The sequence below is a fragment of the Clostridium sp. AF32-12BH genome, from assembly GCF_003477935.1.
Lineage (GTDB): Bacteria > Bacillota > Clostridia > Lachnospirales > Lachnospiraceae > Brotaphodocola.
Genome location: NZ_QUEH01000018.1, coordinates 73,517 through 90,762 on the forward strand (window position 1 = coordinate 73,517; position 17,246 = coordinate 90,762).

Here is a 17,246-nt window from a genome sequence, read left to right on the forward strand (position 1 = left end):
GCAGTCAGCATTTTGCCGCCGCTTATCTTTCGATTATACCATAGCCGACTTATTTCGTCTACTATCGTTCCGCTTCCGGGCACAGCGCATACCCGTAAGCCTTATCGTTCACAGCCTTCGACACTTTGCAATGATATAGTTCCGCACAACACCGTTGTCGTTGCAGATTTTTTGACTTTATCTTTCCAGAACAGTCGTTCCGTGATAGAATAATAATCCGAAGCAACTGCAAATTTCTAAAGCAGTTACGCGCGAAATAACACGTTATACATGAACATATCACTGTGCATACATATGCAGTAAGATCGATACCGCTGTAAAGGAGACTCACTTTATGATAAAAAAAGAAATCGCTGAAATCAAGCGCCAGTTCACCCCTGCAAACTGCTCCATCTCCCGCATTTGCGGCTGCTACGTGGATGGTGAAAAAAACAAAAAAGCCGAATTCAAGGAAGCCTTTTTATCTCTTCCGGAAGAGGATATGTTCAAGTATTTTGAACTGCTCCGCAAAAATCTGTCCGGCACACTGGGAAAAAATCTCATGAACCTGGAGTTCCCGCTGGCTGCCGAGGAAGAAGGCGGACCGCATGAATTCCTGTTAAAGCTGCGCAACAGCCGTCTCCAGGACGATGCTCTTTTAGACGCTTTCTACGACCGGATCATTGAAAACTACGACTACGTCGGCAACTACCTCATCCTGCTGATCCACGACGCCTACGACATTCCGGGCAAGACCTCCGACGGCATCGAAATGGAAGATGCCTCCGATGAAGTTTACAGCTACATCCTGTGTTCCATCTGCCCGGTCGATCTGTCCAAACCAGGGCTCAGCTACAACGAACTGGAAGGCAGCTTCCAGAACCGCATCCGCGACTGGGTAGTCCAGATGCCGGAGCTCGGCTTTTTATTCCCAGCCTTCAACGACCGCTCCACCGACCTGCACAGCACCCTTTACTACTCCAAAGACAGCAATGACCTGCACGATGCCTTTATCGAGCAGCTCCTGGGCTGCCCGCTCCCGCTGCCAGCTGGATACCAGAAAGAATCCTTCCAGACCATCATCGAAGACACCCTGGGAGATGCCTGCAACTATGAAACGGTAAAAACAATCCATGAAAATTTAAGCGAACTGATTGAAGAACACAAAGATGAGCCGGAGCCACTGGTACTTGACAAATACCAGGTACGCAGCCTGTTAGAGCAAAGCGGTGTCGAAGAAGAGCACCTGGAAACCTTTGACCAGAACTTCGATGAGACCGCAGGAGAAAAAACCTCGATCTACGCAAGCAATATCGCCAACACCCGCGCCTTCGAGGTCAAAACCCCGGATGTCATCATCAAAGTCAATCCGGACCGCACCGACCTCATTGAAACCCGCGAGATTGATGGCCGCCAGTGCCTCGTCATCGCGATCGACGGCGGCGTCGAAGTCAATGGAATTGCGGTGAGTCCGAGTGCGGCTGCTCCAGAAGAATAACAATATTGTTAACGTAATAGGACCGTGAAAGTTGCCTTCGGCAACTTTCACGGTCCATCGTTTTTTCCATGAAATTGTTATATTTAGTGGTGGCTGCCACAATGACTGCAGTCCCCATTGCAGGTCAGATGCCCTGCGCCAGCGTTTTCTTTTTCCGGGCAATCCGCACGGTTTCCGTTCTGTGCTTCTTCCTTATCTTTTTTCTTAGAGTAAAGAAGCAATCCGACCAGACATATCACACCGACCAGCACCGCTACACAGGCTTTTAAAAATATTCCCATTAATACTTCCATATTACGCAATCTCCTCTATATACAGCATATACAATCTGATTATTCCAGCGATAAGTCTCTGGCTTTTCTACAAAATTCAGAAAATCCCTGTTTATGGACAATAATCCAAACTGTTCTTATGCAAAAAGAGGCCTTACACGATTTCTCGCATAAAACCTCTCCTGAATTCTTAAGTCCGTATCTTAGGATTACTCCATGGTGTACGGCATCAGAGCGATGTGACGTGCTCTCTTGATAGCAACGGTCAGAGCTCTCTGGTGCTTTGCACAGTTACCGGTAATTCTTCTCGGAAGAATTTTACCTCTCTCAGATACATATCTTTTCAGCTTGTTGGTATCCTTGTAATCGATTACGCCGTTCTTATCGCCGCAGAATACACAAACTTTTTTTCTTCTACGCATGCCGCCTCTTCTTACCTTAGCGCCATCTGCTTTATCAGTCTTATTGAATGCCATTGGTACTGCCTCCTTCTTCAAATGATTCGTGCCGTCTTAAGCTAAATCTGATTTAGTTAAACGGCAGTCCTTCGTCTTCCACACCATCTGGAATGTTCATGAAGCCATCGCCAATCGCGCTGGTCGGCGCCGGTCTGGAGGTTGGCTGATAGCCGTAACCGCCATTGTCGTTATTGCCGCTTCCAGAGTTCTTGCTGTCTGCGAACTCCTGATCATCCACGATGATGTCTGTGGTATAAACACGCTGACCTTCTTTGTTGGTGTAACTGCCAGTCTGGATACGTCCGGACACCAGTACGCGCATCCCCTGACGGAAATACTTCTCTGCAAACTCGCCTGCTCTGTCAAATGCCACGATGTTAATAAAATCGGCAGTCTGCTCGTTTCCGTCCTGGTTACGGCGTCCTCTGCGGTCCACTGCAAGGGTATATCTCGCAACAGCCATGGAACGCTCTCCCTGGGTGTAACGAACTTCCGGGTCTCTGGTCAATCTTCCCATAAGGATTACTCTATTCATACCATCACTCTTCCTTTTTTAAGCTGGTCGTTATCTATTACTTACTGCTCGTCCTGCTTTACGCAAAGATATCTGACAACCGGCTCCATGATGCGGATGTGTGCTTCCACTTCGTTAGAGCAGTCAGAGTTCTCAGACTCGAACTTGATGAAGTAGTAGAAAGCCTCTTTTGCTTTCTGAATCTCGTAAGCAAGTCTCTTCTTGCCCCAATCATCAACGCCTGTTACAGTGCCACCGAAGCGGGTGATATAACCCTGTACCTTCTCCAGTGCTGCAGCTCTCTCTTCGTCTTCGAGTTTTGCGCTCAGAACAACTGCTAATTCGTATTTGTTCATTGCTTTACCTCCTTGTGGTCTCTGGCCCTTGACTTCAGTCTCAAGAGCAAGGATTTTAATGTGTCACGGATAAATATTTTACCAGAAGCGGTGCATAAATGCAAGCACTTTTTTGCGATTTATGCAAGTTTTTTTGCGGTTTTTTCGCGTCTTCACGCGTTTTCCGCATTTCCTGCCTTCGTCAGTCCACGGGCATTTTTTTCTACCATTTTCCGCTCTGTCATCACCTGATGACCGCAGCCCATACATTTCAGGCGGAAATCTGCCCCAACGCGCAGGATTTCCCACTCATGGCTTCCGCAGGGATGCGGCTTCTTCAATTTTACGATATCTCCAACTTCAAAATTCCAGCGCTGGTCCATGCATCGCACTCCTTTCGTTTTCATCTTTCCCGACTCTGTTTCTGTATTCCCAGGCTTACCGGATCATATGTCCCGGATCTTTTCCCAGGATCGCATCAATCTTTGCAAGCTCCTCTTCTGAGAAGTCCAGATGCTCAAGTGCCTCCACGTTATCTTCGAGCTGGCTGACACGGCTTGCCCCGATCAGCACACTGCTTACCTCCGGCCGTCTCAGTACCCAGGCCAGCGCCATCTGCGCCAGGCTCTGTCCGCGCTCCACGGCAATCTCATGCAGCTTTGCTACCTTCGCAAGCTGTTCCTCATTCATGTAGCGCTTGCCGATCGTAGTTCCTTTGCGGGAGGCACGGGAGTCTGCCGGAATGCCCTTTAAATACCGGTCCGTCAATGCGCCCTGCGCCAGCGGACTGTATGCGATGCAGCCGGTTCCGGTCTCTGTCAGCACATCAAACAGGCCCTGCTCCGGCCAGCGTTCAAACATATTGTATCTCGCCTGGTGAAGCAGACACGGCGTTTTGTTTTCTTTCAAAATAGCAATGGCACGCGCAGCTTCATCTGCCTGATAATTGGAAATGCCGACATACAATGCCTTGCCCTGGCGAACCATATCAGAAAGGGCACCCATCGTCTCCTCCAGAGGTGTCTCCGGGTCCGGGCGGTGATGATAGAAGATATCAACATAATCCAGATTCATGCGCTTCAGGCTTGCATCCAGACTGGACATCAGATATTTTCTGGAGCCCCAGTTTCCGTAAGGCCCCGGCCAGAAGTCATAGCCCGCCTTGGTGGATACCAGGATCTGCTCCCGGTAAGACTTCAGATCCTCCAGAAAGATCTTTCCAAAATTTTCCTCTGCCATTCCGATATTCGGAGCACCGTAATTGTTTGCCAGATCGAAATGCGTGATTCCCAGATCAAATGCCTTAAAAATGATCTCCTTCTGCTCGGATAACGGCTTTTCCGCACCGAAATTCTGCCACATGCCCAGAGATACCCTCGGAAGCAGAATGCCGCTGTTCCCGCAGCGTTTGTAGCTCATTTTGTCGTATCTCGCCTCGTCTGCTCTATACATTTATTTTCCCTCCGTCAAAAAGCGCTCAAACACCTCACCGATCGGCGCACTGATCACCAGATCTGCCCGTTCATCCATCGGCGTTGCTGTTTTATTGATCAGCACCCGTTTCTTTCCCCGGTAATAATCGATCAGGCCCGCTGCCGGATAAACGGTCAGGGAAGTACCGCCAATGATCAGGATCTCCGCATTTTGTATGTAGCGCACCGCCTTCTGCAGCGTTTCCTGGTCCAGTCCTTCTTCATATAAAACCACGTCCGGCTTGATGATGCCGCCGCACTCGCACCGCGGCACATCGTTCATCCCCAAAATATCGGAAAGTCCGAAGAATTTCCCACAGCGGGTGCAGTAATTTCTGTGGACAGATCCATGCAGTTCCAAAACCTCTTTACTTCCGGCTGCCTGATGCAGACCGTCGATGTTCTGGGTGATCACTGCACGCACCTTGCCCTGCTGCTCCAGTTTAGCCAGTGCCTTGTGTGCTGCATTCGGCTGCGCATCCGGGAACAGCATTTTGTTTTTGTAAAACCGGTAAAACTCTTCCGGGTTCTTCCGGTAAAAACTGTGGCTGATGATGGTTTCCGGCGGATAATCGTACTGCTGGTTATAAAGTCCGTCCACACTTCGGAAATCCGGGATTCCGCTCTCGGTTGAAACACCCGCACCGCCAAAGAACACCACATTGTCGCTTTCTTTGATCCACTGTTCCAAAAGATCCACTCGCTCTGACATTTTCTGATCCATCCTGCATGCTCCTTTCCAGTTTCATTCCATGTAGTTCTTTTCTATATTTTCTTCTATTTATCAACTGGCAGCCTGGCACTTTTCTTTATACAACCTCATCCAGAAAAACACGGCTCAGCACATCGATCTGCTCCGCTCCCGGATAGGCCCGGACTGCCTCCGGAATCCGGTAACCAAACAGCCATGCCGTAAACGCTTCAATCCGCAGATTCAGCACCCGACGCTCATCCCACTGGGTCCGTGCCAATGCTTCCTCCATCGTATCGATCGGACCGTCCAGTTTTTCCAGTTCGGATTCCGTATGATTTAGTGTCCACACCCAGCGTCCCGCATTTTGCGGGATCAGCGGATCTTCCAGTTCCAGGCAGATCCGAAGCTGTTCCGTCTGGGCATCCTGTTTTAAGCGGATCACTGGTACAAACGCTTCCGGTGTTACGATCCGGGCCATGATCGCCGGTTTCTTGGTCTCCAGTTCCGAGTAACCAGTTTCTGTATACAAAAGGCGCTGTTCTTTCTTTTCGCGTCCCCAGATGCCCTGGATTCCAACCAGCTGCTCCCCGTCATACAACAGTTCCAGCTTGCCAAGCTCACTCTGAACCTCACGCACCAGACTTTTTACATACGCTGCATCCCGCTTGGCAAATACCTCATAGCGCGATTCCAGCCAATGCTGCATCCAGTCCGCTGCCAGCTCTACGGTGTCTTCTTCCACACAGACACGTTTCAAATCTTTATTTCCACTCAGTTTCCAGACTGGCTGGTCATAAATAAACGTAAACTGAAACGGCGTATAGATTGCCTCTGCCGCCGGCATCAAAAAACAGAATGGCATTTGGCGTTCCCGCATATCCTGCATCATCCGAAGAAGCAGACTGCGCATATATCCCCGGTGACGCATCGTACTCTTCGTCGCTACGGCCACGATATAGTCCACATTCCAACAGGCATCCCGCACCAAAAGCCGGTATGGATTGAGGTGGAGCATCGCCTGAATTCCATCCTCCTCACGGACCAAAACCTGGTTTGTTGTCATTTTTTCCTGATCATAATAAGTAAGAAACTCCTCAGAATCCTCCGGGAAAGCTTCTCTCCATAAATTCTTTGTCAGGACTTTTTCCTGATTATCCAGATATCTTATCATAGCTGCCTCTCTTTTCCGCCACAACCCCTATCTGCTGAAGTTCTTCTGCTGCACCAGATATTTTCTTGCAAAGCCACACGGATTATACGACATTTTTGCGTGCCGCAAGCCTTCCTGTCCCAGGTCGTCCTCCCGGTTTACCAGCGCCACATCCGGGAATTCCTGCACCAGAAACTGCTGGTTAATAAACTGATATAAACCCCGGATTTCTGGATTTGCCTTTTCAATGTGAATGACTGCCATATTTTCCGCCGGATTATAGCTTCCAATGGTAAATGCTTCCAGTGTTCCATCAATGTATACACCAGACATCCGGATATCCAGATCCAGACACTGCTTTAAAATCTCATGGATTCCCTCTACTTCATAATCCAGATGCTCTTCTACCTCATCGCCCTTGCCTTCTCTCCAGCGGTCCAGGAAACGCCAGACATCATCCCGGTCAGAACAGCAAAGGCGCCGGAACTCATAGCGGCCCTCATACTCCTTCAAAAATGCATTCAGATGATTTTTCTTCTTATGCAGCTTCTTGCCGGACAGTTTGCGCATGGCTTCGCCGTCGTACAGATAATCCTTTAAATCCTCCTGTTCCGTCACCACAAAATCATCCGACTCCTTTAAATGAAGAAACTCTACCGCCTCCTCATCGGCCAGATAAATTTTAAGCGGAATATGCAAGACATTATTAAAATATTCCACCGTCATATCAAAATACTTTTTTAAGTTCTCTTCTTTGCAAAGAGGCATGGCACTATGCATCACCCCTTCTTCCTTCATCAGCCACAAGAGTGCCTTGTTCTCATGAATGGCATACTGCACATGATAATATTTCCGCCAGATGAAGCTGTCTAACGGCACACTGTCACAAGTCTTATTGGGACGCAGCCCAAAATACGGTGCCAGAATCTTCATATCTGCTGCTTCTACTGGTTTAAAATTCAAATCTGTCATTTCTATTCCTTTATTCCTTCCATATAAGATAAGACAGTATGTTTCTTATCTTAAGCTTTCTTTCACGTCTTTCGCGTTTTATTATTATAGCGTGAGTCCGTTCCAGAATCAATATAGCGAAATTCCCATTTCCAACCATTTATTCTCGTTACTGCTCAGAAAAGGTCCAGCAGCCAGCAGCTACCGGACCTTTTCTGTAACCTGATGAACCTTCCATGCCCGCATTCCGGATATTTCCAGTGCAGAACCACAATAACGGCACTGTTTTACCCCAAGCTGTTCCACCGGCGCTCCACAATTCGGGCATACCACCGATGCTGCTGCCCCCGCCTTTCCGGAGTCATAAATGTAAACCAGCTCGGTCTCGCAGACCGTCTGCCTTTTGTGAGGTGCCGGTCTATCTGTCTGATGGCTCTCTTTGGTCCGGCTTCTGGAACGTTTCTGCGCCTTCATCCCATTTTTCCCGGCAGGCTCTGCCTCTCTCCAATATTCTGCCGCAGTTTCACAGAAAATACTCGCACTGCCGCCATAACGCTGATACCGGTTGATCACGGTTTTATGGATTCTGACTGCCCCGGCTGTCTGGATATTTTCTTTTTCCAGAAATTCCTTCACTGCCCGTTCCACTTCCGTTCGCAGTTCCTCCCAGTTCCATTCCGGGAAATCCCGCAGGATCTGCGGCAAGTAGATGCTTGTCATCCCACCAAGCGATTTTGGCTGTTCTTCCTGCTCTTCTCCTGCGCTCTGCGCACTCCGCAGGAATTCCCGGAGAAAACGGATTTCTGCAGAATTTAAGAATCTGCAAATGCTCCGCCGGATCCGGATAAATAAGAGCACCACCAGAAGAAGTAAAATTCCACCTACAACCACCGCAACATGCTTTTCACTCATATGTATCTTTCCTCTTGCTCTTTTATAAAGCTTCTCACGATATCCTCCCTGTTTACTCTTTTACCGTGCCCACACTAAGAAGAGCCTCTCTCATTTCACTGCGCCATTTCTCGTTGGCAAGACAGATGATACCCTTGCAATGATCTGTAAAAAGACACATTTCGCAGATTATACGATCAATGGATTGCATCACATTTTTGATATCCCATGAATGATGTCTCCGTTATGCCTTGCAAAAACCATACTCATTATTTTTATCTCAATTATACGCTCGTACATTGCAACATGGCAATACAATTTTTTCCGGCTGTCATGAAACCATTGGCGTTCATCCGCAACTTCAACTATGAAGAAATTCAGTGAAAAACTGCAAACTCCTGCCATGATATTATTATAGAAAGAAGGAAATCACACTATGAACTTATCAAAAACAAATAAGCAGATAAACCTCCTACACATCCATGATAGAAGTTTTATCTGCTTATTTGGAAACTCCTGCAGATTGTTTTCAGATTAACTCGTCAATCTTTATTACCGTTCATTCTCCGAATGATCGCATCCCGGTATTCCTCGGTTGTCGCAGTTCCATGAAGATCCGGAGTCAGACAGATTCCCGCTTCCAGTACCTCATCCACTGCCCCTCGGATCTTTGCTGCGCAATCACGCTGCCCTAAGTATTCCAGCATCATGCAGGCTGACCATAAAAATGCGGTTGGATTCGCAATGTGCTGTCCGGCAATATCCGGCGCACTGCCATGAACCGCCTCAAACATGGCATAATCTGTTCCGAGATTGCTGGATGGCAAAAGTCCAAGTCCTCCGATCAGTCCACTTGCCAGATCTGATAACAGATCGCCATACAGATTCGGTGTTACAATGATATCAAACTGATTCGGATTCATAACCATCTGCATGCAGGTATTGTCAATGATCTTGTCATCGTGCTGAATCTCCGGATATTCCTTTGCAATCTCATGGAAAATGCTCAAAAACAGGCCATCTGACATTTTCAGGATATTTGCCTTATGTACACAAGTCACTTTTTTTCTGCCATGTGCCCGTGCATACTCAAATGCGTCACGGATAATTCGAGTGCTGGCTTTTCTGGTGATAATTTTCGTTGCATGAACCGTATTTTCATCGATCTGCTCTTCCACACCCACATACAGGTCTTCCGTGTTTTCCCGGAAAATTACCATATCCACATCATGAAATGGTGTTTTCACTGCGATATTCGATTTTGCAGGACGAATATTTGCATAAAGGTCATATTTACTTCTCAGGGTTACATTCAAGGAACGGAATCCGTGACCGATCGGAGTTGTGATCGGAGACTTCAATAAAACATGATTCCGGTCAAACGAAGCATATGCTTCCGCCGGAATCAATGCACCATTTCTCTTCCATTCAGCCTCACCGACATTGTAAACCTCATACTCCAGTTCTGCACCGGCTGCTTCTAAAATTTCCAGAACACAGTCTGTGATCTCTGGTCCAATGCCGTCTCCCTTAAACACCGTGATTGTTCTCTTCATCTATATGACCTCCTGTTCTCATCCTGCATTTTTATTTTTCAAATCGTATCACAGGCTCGATTCAAAGTCAATAGATTGTAGTACCCACAACGTGTTGCTTTTGATTAAGAACAAGCACTTATCCGACAACTCCTATATCACCAGCGGCAACAGCACGTTCTGCTTAAGGCAGCTTTTTCAGTCCATAGATCAAACATGGTTCAGGATACCGGTAGATTGCAAAAACAGCACCAGCATGATGATCGGCATTAGGTACTTGATCATCACTACGTAAAGCCACTTCCGCCCAAACTTCTTTCCACCGCGTTCCATCTCTTCCACAATCCAGGCCGGTTTCATGATCCAGCCAATAAAGATGGCTGACAAGAAGGCAATAAACGGCATCATAAAGCTGTTGCTGATATAATCCATGATATCCAGCAGCTGTCCAGTGCTTCCGTTTGGCAGCATGACCTCAACGTAAAAAATGCTGTATCCAAGCGCAATCACGGCAGTTGCAGCCAGATAAATAACCGACAGAACTCCTGTTGTTTTTTTACGCTCTGTATGGAAAATCTCCATGCAGTTTGCAGTGATGGATTCCAGAACGGAAATACAGGAGGTCAACGCTGCGAATGCTGCAAGGATAAAGAAGAAAAGTCCAATGATTCTTCCCGTAATGCCCATACGATAGAATACTTTCGGCAGAGAAATGAACATCAGGCCAGGGCCCGCAGACATTCCATCCACGCCAAAGAATACATAAACAACCGGAATGATCATAACTCCCGCAAGTAGCGCAACACCAGTGTCCATAAGTTCGATCATGGATACGGATTTTCCCAGATCAACCTCCGGTTTTACATAAGAACCGTAGGTAATCATAATCCCCATCGATACACTCAAAGAGAAGAACAGCTGACTCATGGCATCCAGTGTGATCTGCAGAAATCTTGATACCGTCATCCCGGACCAGTCCGGAGTCAGATAAACCTTTAATCCCTGCATACCCGTCCGGATACTTCCATCATCTGCCGTATTTTTCAACGTTAAAGAGTACACCGCAATTCCAACCACGATCAACAAAAGCATCGGCATCATGGTTTTGGAGACTCGCTCAATTCCTTTTTCGACACCGTGATACACGATAAACGCTGTCACCAGCATGAAAATCAGCCCATACCACACGGATCCCGGCGCAGTAATAAACGATGTGAAACAGTTGTCCTGCGCGGCAGCCTCCACATTCCCGCTAAGAAACAGCAGGATATATTTAAGAATCCAACCGCCGATCACCGCATAGTACGTCATGATCAGAACAGGTACAAAAAAAGTGATCACACCGAGAAATTTCCATTTCTGATTCATGCTTGTATAGGCATAGATCGCACTTTTACCAGTTCTGCGGCCGATCGCAATATCCGTGGTCAACAACACAAAACCAACCGTAAAGATCAGGACCAGATAGATCAGCAGAAAAACACCACCACCATCCTTCGCCGCCAAAAAAGGAAAGCGCCAGAGATTACCAACACCAACTGCGCTTCCTGCTGCCGCGAAAACAAACCCCAGCTGCCCTGTAAAACTACTTTTTTTCTTCATTGTATCCCACTCATTTCATCCCTTCACTTGACATAGCCACATCATATTACTAAAATTATAATAAATAAATATAAAGTTATTTATCTTATACTTTAATTATTTTCATCTTATATTGTAACAAGGACAAAAGGACGAAAGCATGGACACATTTAATTACCGTATATTTCTCACGATCGTACAATACAGCAGCTTTCAAAAAGCAGCGGAACTTCACAACGTTACACCACCTGCCGTCAGTCACATTGTAAAGCAGATGGAACAGGAATTCGGAGTCTCCCTGTTTATCCGGAACCGGCGCGGCGTTGTCCTGACCACCTCCGGCGAACAGGTCCTGCCCCTGATTTCCTCCCTGATCCAAAAAGAAGATATGCTCCTTCAGTATCTGTCCGATCTGAACGGTCTGAAGAAAGGACATGTCCGCCTTGGCATTTTCAATTCGATGTGCAAATATCTGTCCGATCTGATCTATGGTTTCAAAGCGCAGTATCCCAATATCACCTTCGAGATCTACCAAGGCTCCTATGAGAATATCATTGACTGGCTAAAAACCGGAGTGGTTGACATCGGTTTCCTGTCCCAGACAGTAAATCCACATTTTCCTTTTTACCGTATTTTCGCCGATCCGCTGATCTGTATTTTGCGCAAAGGAACGATAACCGCGTCAGACACCGGAATTTCCCTTGAAAGCCTTGCAAACGAGCGCTTTGTCATGCAGCGTGAATCCTGCGATGCAGATGCCAGACGCATCATAGACAAGCTGAATCTCGACATCCGCACCGTATGCCACGTAGTCGATGATAAAACAACGATTGAGATGGTCAAAGCTGGTTTTGGCTTTGCGATCATGCCTCTTTTGACCATGTACGGCTTTGAGGATGAAGTGAAAATGCTGCCCATCGTCCCGGCAGAAGAGCGCGTGATCGGTGCATGTGTCCGGAACGCGCATGATCTAGCGCCGGCCGTCAGGAAAGTGCTTGAGTTTATCCAAGATTATGACTATGGTGAAATGCATGAAAAGTTACGCAAACACTTTTTTGAGTAAGCAAAAACCCCGGAAGCCTTGATTTTTACTGGCTTTTCCAGACAAAAAAAGGAACCATCTTTCGATGATTCCTCAGAGGCGACAACCAGATTTGAACTGGTGATCAGGGTGTTGCAGACCCACGCCTTACCACTTGGCTATGTCGCCATATTTAATTGCTTATCAGATTTCTCTGATAAATGACCCCAACGAGATTCGAACTCGTGTTACCGCCGTGAAAGGGCGATGTCTTAACCGCTTGACCATGGGGCCTCTTATATGAAATTCATTAACACATAGAAGCTATGTGAGCTCCCCGAGTAGGACTTGAACCTACGACAGCGCGGTTAACAGCCGCGTGCTCTACCGACTGAGCTATCGAGGAATACGCTGCTCGTTGACAGGCAACAAAGGTATTATATGATATGGGTGCTTTTTTGTCAAGCAATTTGTTTCAAAATTTTTAAAATTTTTATTTGCTTGAGTAACACGTTCATTTTCACTTCAAAAGACACATTTTTTAATTTACCTGGTATAAAAAGAATATACCTTGGCATACTTCTTCACTGAGGCGCGGTTTCCTGCGAAATAAGAAAGCACTAGGTTCCTATCCATTCAGGATGAACTCCGGTGCTTTCTTAGTTTGCCACGATTCTGTTCGTTTATTCATTCTGTTTTTGCTTACAGCAAAATCCTCACTCGTATGAAAATCTACTTTTCAAGACTCTTCCAACGGAAGTTCGGAACCACATCACTCCATTTGCTGATTCCGATCAGTGCTTTGTATTTCTCTGTGGTCTCCAGGGTGGATGCCTTGTTGTCGATATTTTTATATACCAGCCAGGACGGCTTCTGCATGGTTGCTACGATATCATTGGTCTTGCTGGTATCGCAATGCCACAGACCAAACGCCTGGGATGCTGCCATCTCAGAAGGCGCATCAACCTGACGGCTCATGATAAATGCATCGATATACGGATTGCTGTCGGCAATGTAATATGCATAAGCAATGGCTGCTGCCTGCAGATCTTCTGTCGTGCCACGCGTTGCACTGGTGGATGTAAAGCCCTGTTCAGAAAGGATCACATGGCGTACTTCACCAGAACGGGTACGGAACTGGGCCTGCTGCAGATAATCTGTCAGAACGCTTAAATTCAGCATATTTACAACCGGTGAAGACGCATCATCCTTGATCAGTCCGGTTTCGCGGTCATTCCAGAATTCCGGTTCCGTTAACGGAATCGAGTACGGATGATATGCTAATCCCCAGTCCATGGAACCGCCCGGGATCATCTGGTTATTAAATGCATCCAGCAGATCTTTGGCATTATATGTCAACGAGCCATCCGCTTCGTGCATCCAGTTATAATCCGTTGAGAAGAAGACACGGCTGCTCTGGCTGGTACTGCGGATTGCTGTGTAGAACACGCGGAATGCCCGCTGATATTCATTGATATAGCTTTCCAGACTCATAGGTCCCATATAGTTCCAAAGCTGATTATTAATCTCATTGCCGATGACCCAGTTGGACACTCTCCCATATGGAGAAGATTTTCTTCCGTAACGGTCTGCCAAAAATGCAGCAATCGCACGCAAGGACTCATATCCTTCCTCCGTCGCAACATGAAAACCATAATAGTTTGCAACGGAAGCCGGCTGCTTTGTAACCCCCGGATAATACAACTGCGGCGTGCTGTCGTTCCAGCCATTTAAGATAACCGCCGTAACGGTCATATCTTTTTCCGACATTCTCTTAATGGTGTCATCGTATACGGCAAGCACATCTTTATTAAAATGGTAAGTTTTCCCATCATACTCATAATCAATTCCGCTGCCCAAAATGTGGTTGAACGGAATATTGACGATCACATGGTTTACGCCAAGGGAAAACGCATCTGAAAGCATAGCCGGTGTCGTCTGGATCAGAAGTCCTTTTTTTGTCTGCGCAGTCTTATACGGATCTGTGTATTTTGCAACACTTTCCGGATTTGCCACATAAGCCTCATTACTGACAATGGTATATTCACTTCCATCATAGACAGCTACAACAAAACTGGAATACAGTCTGTCTTCCTGCGTTCCATGATTCAGCGGAAGCTGAAACGATAATTCGTCTCCCTTTGTGATCCATGCAGCGTAATCCGTCCGGCCTTTTAAATCCCTCTGATACGGTTTCATTTCAAAAAGATACAGATAATTATCATAGTATGCCGGATCCGACCAGCTTCCTTCCATCTGACCTTTGATGCTTACCTGATTGCCACCTGTCACTTCGCAGCTTGTTATATGGGCAAATTCTGTCGGTGCAGGCTTTGCCGCCTGACTTTCTGCCTGAGTTTCCGCCGCAGCTGTATCCGCAGTCTCTGCCATTGCTGTTACGCTGCCGGCCCCGGCAAATACCGCAGCCATACAGCATAACGAGATACAATACTTCCATATTTTTTTCAAATTTTCTGCCTCCAATCTCTGTCAATCCATGTCATAAACAGCAAAATATTTCGACTTGCCATTTTCACCCCATTATCATAGCACGGAATTCATTTGGTTCAAGTAGGTTTTCCCTTACATTGATTTAAGATTTTCTTGCAGAATTCTATGGAAGAAAGTAATGATTTATGATTCTACGGCAACTGCGCAATGCATTTTCTCCACATCAAAACCGATAAAATGACTGCAATATAGTCCGTCAGTGCCTGCCCGTAAATAACGCCGGTTAAACCACCAAGCGCATTTAGCAGAAATAAAAGCGGGATCAGAAGTACCCCCTGACGAAGCACCGATAAAATAGTCGCCCAAAACGCTTTTCCTACAGACTGCATACAGTTCATATTCATAAAAAGGATTCCGATGACAGGCCCAGAAAGCATGTATGCAATCAGCATTCTGACACCATACATGATGACTTCCTCATCCTGGATAAACAAGCCGATAATCTGTCTGCGGAATACAAAGAACAGAAGTGTCGCCAGAATTCCAATCACGATACAGCATTTTTTTGTGTATGCCGCAATGTCCTGAAAACGTTTTTTATCGCCGGATCCAAAATTATAACCAAGCAGGGGCTGCACTCCGTTTGCAAGTCCCATCTGCAGAAATGTGATAAACATATTTGCCTTGAATACGATTCCGATTGCCGCTACCGGTGCATTTCCATATGCGACTAAAATCTGATTTAATACAATTGTGGAAACGCTCATTAAAGTTGAAAAAATAGCGGTTGGGAGACCGCAGGAACAAATGCCGCTGAAAATACCGTACCGACATGTGAAATTACGGATCCCAATAGAAAAATTATTACTTTTTTTCACGAAATACCAGAGATAATACAGGCTCGCCAGTATATTTCCCAAAGTAGTAGCAACTGCTGCACCAGCTGCACCGAGATGAAATCCACTGATCAGAACCGGATCCAGAACAATATTGGCAATGGTACCGATCATGCTGCCGATCATCGCCTCTTTGCTGGCGCCCTCAGAACGCACTACAAAGCTGGCTGCTGCAGACCAGATGATAAACGGTGCTCCATAAGAAATATGAAAAACATATCCGCGTGCCAGCGCATAAGTTTCTTCATTTGCGCCAAAAATACTCAGGATTGGCTGCATAAATCCCACTAACACAAGTGCAAAGAGAATCCCAACGGCCAATGACGCATACGTGATAAATGCAGAAACCTGTTTCATACGCTTCTGATTCTGCTCTCCAAGTGCCATAGATGCCACAGCGCTGCCGCCCATGCCAAACATATTCGCAACCGCCATAAATAAAATAAAGATGGGATTCGTAAGACTGACTGCAGCAACCTGAAGCGGATCTCCCGTCTGACCAACAAAAAAGGTATCCGCCATATTATAAACAACCGTAACCAGGCTGCTGATCACACTTGGGATCGCCATCGTCGCAACTGCCTTAGAAACCTTCATCCGGGCCATTAATTCATTTTCCGCATTCTCATTTGCATTCATTTTTCATTCGTCCTTTCTGCCTCCAGATTTTGAAGCATTTTTCCTACAATACGCAGAAATTCCTGCTTTTCCTGTTCCGTGATTCCCTGTAATAACAAATGCTCCGTCTCCTCGACCTCCTGCCGAATCCGGTCTTTCATGCTTCTCGCTTTTTCGGTAAATACGATTTTTTTATATCGTCCGTCCCATTCATCCGATACCCGCTGGATCAATTTTTTCTGCTCCAATGCATTCAGCATTTCCGTTACCGTAGATGGTCGCAGACCAAATTCCCGCTCCAGATCTTTTTGATATACGGAATGTGCCTCTGACTCAACCAGAACATAGTTCAGGATTTTCCCCTGCGCACTTCCGATGCCCAGCTGCGTATGTACTTCCTGCGAGCGGTTCCGAAGCCGGTTCGAAATACAGTTGATCATTTTTCCTGTTTCCATAAATCCATGTCACACCTTTCCGCCTTTGTTTCTGACTCCGCCTTTGCAGACTTTTGTTTGCCCGTAGTTTCTTTTCGATACCTTATTGCTTCACCAATTGTTGCGTTTCCCCTTCTGATAGTTGTAATAGCCTTCGCAATAGTTCGGCTCCTAAGTATATTAAGAGAAGAAATAATAAAAGTCAACGATACTTCAAATATTGAAACTTCGCCGATTGTTCTTCATAACAAAAAAGACTGGAATCTCTTCCAGCCTCTCATCTATGTACCCTCAAAACCACATATTGAATTTCATCCGTTTTCTTCGTTTTCGCGGTTATTCATAGGTCTTCGACCTATTTCATAACATTAGCTTCGCCAATGTTTCGTCCAATCCACTCAAGTCCTTATGGAAGTAAACTTCCAACGGCCTTTCCTGTCTTGTCCGAACCGCTCCCTAAACCATATTGGATAAGCCCTCGACCTATTAGTGACAG

General features: G+C 46.4%; 17 protein-coding genes and 3 tRNA genes. 2 read left to right on the forward strand and 18 right to left on the reverse strand.

All coding sequences use genetic code 11. The features are described from left to right. Nucleotides 1–334 precede the first annotated feature (334 nt). Nucleotides 335–1,477: a DUF4317 domain-containing protein gene (locus tag DWZ40_RS16135; protein WP_118543897.1), complete on the forward strand. Its 1,143-nt coding sequence runs from the start codon at nucleotides 335–337 to the stop codon at nucleotides 1,475–1,477. Between the two features lie 83 nt (nucleotides 1,478–1,560). Here the strand turns inward: DWZ40_RS16135 and DWZ40_RS16140 are convergent, their stop codons facing one another. From DWZ40_RS16140 to DWZ40_RS16195, 12 genes are all read right to left on the reverse strand, one after another. Next, entirely contained in the window at nucleotides 1,561–1,770 is a 210-nt protein-coding gene (locus DWZ40_RS16140; RefSeq protein WP_118543898.1) for a hypothetical protein, read from the reverse strand. A gap of 188 nt (nucleotides 1,771–1,958) precedes the next feature. Beyond that, nucleotides 1,959–2,225, reverse strand: coding sequence for a 30S ribosomal protein S18 (gene rpsR, locus DWZ40_RS16145; protein WP_118534146.1), 267 nt, complete (start codon nucleotides 2,223–2,225; stop codon nucleotides 1,959–1,961). 52 nt (nucleotides 2,226–2,277) lie between these two features. Then, on the reverse strand, nucleotides 2,278–2,742 hold the full coding sequence (locus tag DWZ40_RS16150) for a single-stranded DNA-binding protein (RefSeq protein ID WP_118543899.1): 465 nt from the start codon (nucleotides 2,740–2,742) through the stop codon (nucleotides 2,278–2,280). A gap of 41 nt (nucleotides 2,743–2,783) precedes the next feature. Continuing rightward, nucleotides 2,784–3,077: a 30S ribosomal protein S6 gene (gene rpsF, locus DWZ40_RS16155; RefSeq protein WP_118534144.1), complete on the reverse strand. Its 294-nt coding sequence runs from the start codon at nucleotides 3,075–3,077 to the stop codon at nucleotides 2,784–2,786. Nucleotides 3,078–3,229: 152 nt separating this feature from the next. Continuing rightward, the gene (locus tag DWZ40_RS16160; protein ID WP_118543900.1) at nucleotides 3,230–3,439 is read right to left on the reverse strand and encodes a DUF951 domain-containing protein; all 210 of its coding nucleotides are present in this window, start codon (nucleotides 3,437–3,439) and stop codon (nucleotides 3,230–3,232) included. Between the two features lie 55 nt (nucleotides 3,440–3,494). Then, on the reverse strand, nucleotides 3,495–4,508 hold the full coding sequence (locus tag DWZ40_RS16165; protein WP_118543901.1) for an aldo/keto reductase: 1,014 nt from the start codon (nucleotides 4,506–4,508) through the stop codon (nucleotides 3,495–3,497). Then, nucleotides 4,509–5,252: an NAD-dependent protein deacylase gene (locus DWZ40_RS16170; RefSeq protein ID WP_347560111.1), complete on the reverse strand. Its 744-nt coding sequence runs from the start codon at nucleotides 5,250–5,252 to the stop codon at nucleotides 4,509–4,511. It abuts the gene before it with no gap. 85 nt (nucleotides 5,253–5,337) lie between these two features. Continuing rightward, entirely contained in the window at nucleotides 5,338–6,393 is a 1,056-nt protein-coding gene (locus DWZ40_RS16175) for a GNAT family N-acetyltransferase (protein WP_118543902.1), read from the reverse strand. A gap of 27 nt (nucleotides 6,394–6,420) precedes the next feature. Then, nucleotides 6,421–7,344 (reverse strand): phosphatidylglycerol lysyltransferase domain-containing protein, encoded by a 924-nt coding sequence (locus DWZ40_RS16180; protein WP_118543903.1) that lies wholly within the window; start codon nucleotides 7,342–7,344, stop codon nucleotides 6,421–6,423. Nucleotides 7,345–7,524: 180 nt separating this feature from the next. After that, complete coding sequence (locus DWZ40_RS16185; protein ID WP_118543904.1) at nucleotides 7,525–8,235, reverse strand: zinc-ribbon domain-containing protein; 711 nt, start codon at nucleotides 8,233–8,235, stop codon at nucleotides 7,525–7,527. A 521-nt stretch (nucleotides 8,236–8,756) separates the two neighbouring features. Further along, on the reverse strand, nucleotides 8,757–9,770 hold the full coding sequence (locus DWZ40_RS16190; RefSeq protein WP_118543905.1) for an isocitrate/isopropylmalate family dehydrogenase: 1,014 nt from the start codon (nucleotides 9,768–9,770) through the stop codon (nucleotides 8,757–8,759). Between the two features lie 189 nt (nucleotides 9,771–9,959). Further along, a complete protein-coding gene (locus DWZ40_RS16195) occupies nucleotides 9,960–11,351 on the reverse strand; it encodes a sodium-dependent transporter (RefSeq protein WP_118543906.1) in 1,392 nt (463 codons plus the stop codon). A gap of 139 nt (nucleotides 11,352–11,490) precedes the next feature. Between DWZ40_RS16195 and DWZ40_RS16200 the strand changes: the two genes are divergently transcribed. Continuing rightward, a complete protein-coding gene (locus DWZ40_RS16200; protein ID WP_118543907.1) occupies nucleotides 11,491–12,393 on the forward strand; it encodes a LysR family transcriptional regulator in 903 nt (300 codons plus the stop codon). A 76-nt stretch (nucleotides 12,394–12,469) separates the two neighbouring features. On the opposite strand, the gene DWZ40_RS16205 is transcribed toward DWZ40_RS16200, so the two are convergent. The 6 genes from DWZ40_RS16205 to DWZ40_RS16230 all read right to left on the reverse strand — a co-directional run bounded on the left by DWZ40_RS16205 (nucleotide 12,470) and on the right by DWZ40_RS16230 (nucleotide 16,771). Further along, a tRNA-Cys gene (locus DWZ40_RS16205) sits at nucleotides 12,470–12,540 on the reverse strand. Nucleotides 12,541–12,573: 33 nt separating this feature from the next. Continuing rightward, nucleotides 12,574–12,645 (reverse strand) — tRNA-Glu (locus tag DWZ40_RS16210). Nucleotides 12,646–12,684: 39 nt separating this feature from the next. Then, a tRNA-Asn gene (locus DWZ40_RS16215) sits at nucleotides 12,685–12,757 on the reverse strand. Nucleotides 12,758–13,083: 326 nt separating this feature from the next. After that, nucleotides 13,084–14,820: a DUF5722 domain-containing protein gene (locus tag DWZ40_RS16220; protein WP_243035370.1), complete on the reverse strand. Its 1,737-nt coding sequence runs from the start codon at nucleotides 14,818–14,820 to the stop codon at nucleotides 13,084–13,086. A gap of 173 nt (nucleotides 14,821–14,993) precedes the next feature. Then, nucleotides 14,994–16,337 carry an MATE family efflux transporter gene (locus DWZ40_RS16225; protein WP_118543909.1) on the reverse strand — a complete coding sequence of 448 codons (1,344 nt, stop codon included), beginning with the start codon at nucleotides 16,335–16,337 and terminating at the stop codon, nucleotides 14,994–14,996. Continuing rightward, nucleotides 16,334–16,771 (reverse strand): MarR family transcriptional regulator, encoded by a 438-nt coding sequence (locus DWZ40_RS16230; protein WP_118543910.1) that lies wholly within the window; start codon nucleotides 16,769–16,771, stop codon nucleotides 16,334–16,336. The genes DWZ40_RS16225 and DWZ40_RS16230 overlap by 4 nt, the downstream gene beginning before the upstream one ends. Between the last annotated feature and the right edge of the window lie 475 nt (nucleotides 16,772–17,246).

Coding starts and splice junctions, on each gene's coding strand:
- DWZ40_RS16175 (WP_118543902.1), bottom strand. CDS start 6,393: ATGATAAGATATCTGGATAATCAGGAAAAAGTCCTGACAAAGAATTTA.
- rpsR (WP_118534146.1), bottom strand. CDS start 2,225: ATGGCATTCAATAAGACTGATAAAGCAGATGGCGCTAAGGTAAGAAGA.
- rpsF (WP_118534144.1), bottom strand. CDS start 3,077: ATGAACAAATACGAATTAGCAGTTGTTCTGAGCGCAAAACTCGAAGAC.
- DWZ40_RS16180 (WP_118543903.1), bottom strand. CDS start 7,344: ATGACAGATTTGAATTTTAAACCAGTAGAAGCAGCAGATATGAAGATT.
- DWZ40_RS16230 (WP_118543910.1), bottom strand. CDS start 16,771: ATGGAAACAGGAAAAATGATCAACTGTATTTCGAACCGGCTTCGGAAC.
- DWZ40_RS16185 (WP_118543904.1), bottom strand. CDS start 8,235: ATGAGTGAAAAGCATGTTGCGGTGGTTGTAGGTGGAATTTTACTTCTT.
- DWZ40_RS16195 (WP_118543906.1), bottom strand. CDS start 11,351: ATGAAGAAAAAAAGTAGTTTTACAGGGCAGCTGGGGTTTGTTTTCGCG.
- DWZ40_RS16150 (WP_118543899.1), bottom strand. CDS start 2,742: ATGAATAGAGTAATCCTTATGGGAAGATTGACCAGAGACCCGGAAGTT.
- DWZ40_RS16190 (WP_118543905.1), bottom strand. CDS start 9,770: ATGAAGAGAACAATCACGGTGTTTAAGGGAGACGGCATTGGACCAGAG.
- DWZ40_RS16200 (WP_118543907.1), top strand. CDS start 11,491: ATGGACACATTTAATTACCGTATATTTCTCACGATCGTACAATACAGC.
- DWZ40_RS16135 (WP_118543897.1), top strand. CDS start 335: ATGATAAAAAAAGAAATCGCTGAAATCAAGCGCCAGTTCACCCCTGCA.
- DWZ40_RS16165 (WP_118543901.1), bottom strand. CDS start 4,508: ATGTATAGAGCAGACGAGGCGAGATACGACAAAATGAGCTACAAACGC.
- DWZ40_RS16225 (WP_118543909.1), bottom strand. CDS start 16,337: ATGAATGCAAATGAGAATGCGGAAAATGAATTAATGGCCCGGATGAAG.
- DWZ40_RS16140 (WP_118543898.1), bottom strand. CDS start 1,770: ATGGAAGTATTAATGGGAATATTTTTAAAAGCCTGTGTAGCGGTGCTG.
- DWZ40_RS16170 (WP_347560111.1), bottom strand. CDS start 5,252: ATGGATCAGAAAATGTCAGAGCGAGTGGATCTTTTGGAACAGTGGATC.
- DWZ40_RS16160 (WP_118543900.1), bottom strand. CDS start 3,439: ATGGACCAGCGCTGGAATTTTGAAGTTGGAGATATCGTAAAATTGAAG.